The organism is Paenibacillus sp. P4_A7, assembly GCF_056402455.1.
Genome location: NZ_JBFUHJ010000780.1, coordinates 1 through 1,280, shown reverse-complemented (window position 1 = coordinate 1,280; position 1,280 = coordinate 1). Strand labels below are relative to the sequence as shown.

At 38.5% G+C, this 1,280-nt stretch carries 2 protein-coding genes; both read right to left on the bottom strand.

The features are described 5' to 3' along the window. Positions 1–245 (bottom strand): DUF1572 family protein (locus AC1DWN_RS33930; protein ID WP_477563215.1); only part of this gene is annotated, 245 nt, incomplete at its 3' end. 334 nt (positions 246–579) lie between these two features. Continuing rightward, positions 580–1,280 (bottom strand): type 2 periplasmic-binding domain-containing protein (locus tag AC1DWN_RS33925; RefSeq protein ID WP_477563214.1); only part of this gene is annotated, 701 nt, incomplete at its 5' end.

The following is a 1,280-nucleotide window of genomic DNA, read 5'->3' as shown; positions in this document are numbered from 1 at the left end:
GGGTAAACAACATTAAACTCATTTACACGATTGATGTTAATCTCTTGCTTCATGATTCCTAAAATGATGCGTTCTTGAATATTTCCGGCAATATGACTAACCAAGCCAGCAATACTATGATTAGATGTGTCTGGTTTCCAATTGATCTGTTCATCATTTAATTGATCAACTGCCTTAAAGAAACGCGTTTGTATCTCATCGAATTTCTTAATAAGCYATTGACGGTTAAAATCCAGACTCTCCATGTTTATATTTCACTCCTCAGTTTGACTTGCAGCTATCACTATAATACAAAAAAGACCAACCGTAGTTTAATATCATCCTAGGCTGGGTCTCATTGTGATTGTACTTTTATTCGCATTAGTTTTTATTGTTTCTTCATCTCAAATTTGAACTTCAATATAGCACTCTGGCCTAAGATCTCAAGCGTTGTTCCAATCTTGAGGTAATCCATACTACTTTATAATACTAAAAATCTCATCTTTTGTGTAATAATGTTCAATTGATTATATTATTTTCCATGTTGATAGTTTTAAAAAAAGCAGCGCAAAAGATGCGCTGCTTCAGCCTCAATATTTGCTACTCGTTTAAATAGGTTGCCACCTTGTTCTGGATCAGCTTGGCTACTTCCTCCGCAGACTTTTGTTCGCTAAAGAATGCTCTGGACTCATCTCCTATAATGACAATCGCTGTACTTACCATCGCATAGTTATCCGCTGTACTAATGAGCTGTTTGAACTGAGTAAATTGTTCGTCCGACACCTTGGGTGTTTTCCCGTCTTCAAGCTTGTACTTTCCACTTTTAACTTGTTCCTGAATGTCGTTCAGCTTCTTCTCATTCACAGATTTAAGCAGTGAAAATCCTTCTCTCTCTTGCAGGGATTGCCCCTCATCGGATAACAGGAAGGCAATAAACTTCCAAGCCTCCTCTTTAACAGGAGATTTGGCTTGAATCCCAAACCGAGATTGGGGGATAAACCTCGTTCCACCTTTTTGTTCTGGTTTTTGCAGCAGCTTTGGATTTGAGAAGAATTGATGCAGAACATTGATAAAGTCTGCCGGCGATCCCAAATCGATAAAAGAGAACATTTGCTTGCCTATATCCGCCGCTTCGGAAGTCATAATTTTATTATCGTACATTTTTTTAATTTGTTTCATCAATTCCACGAATAAGGGAGAGTCGAACTTTGCCTTTTTCGCTGTATGATCAACGAACTCTGAGTATCTATCCAACATCATTCCTTGAAGGAGGTATTCCGGCGGGTCACCCGCTATAGCGT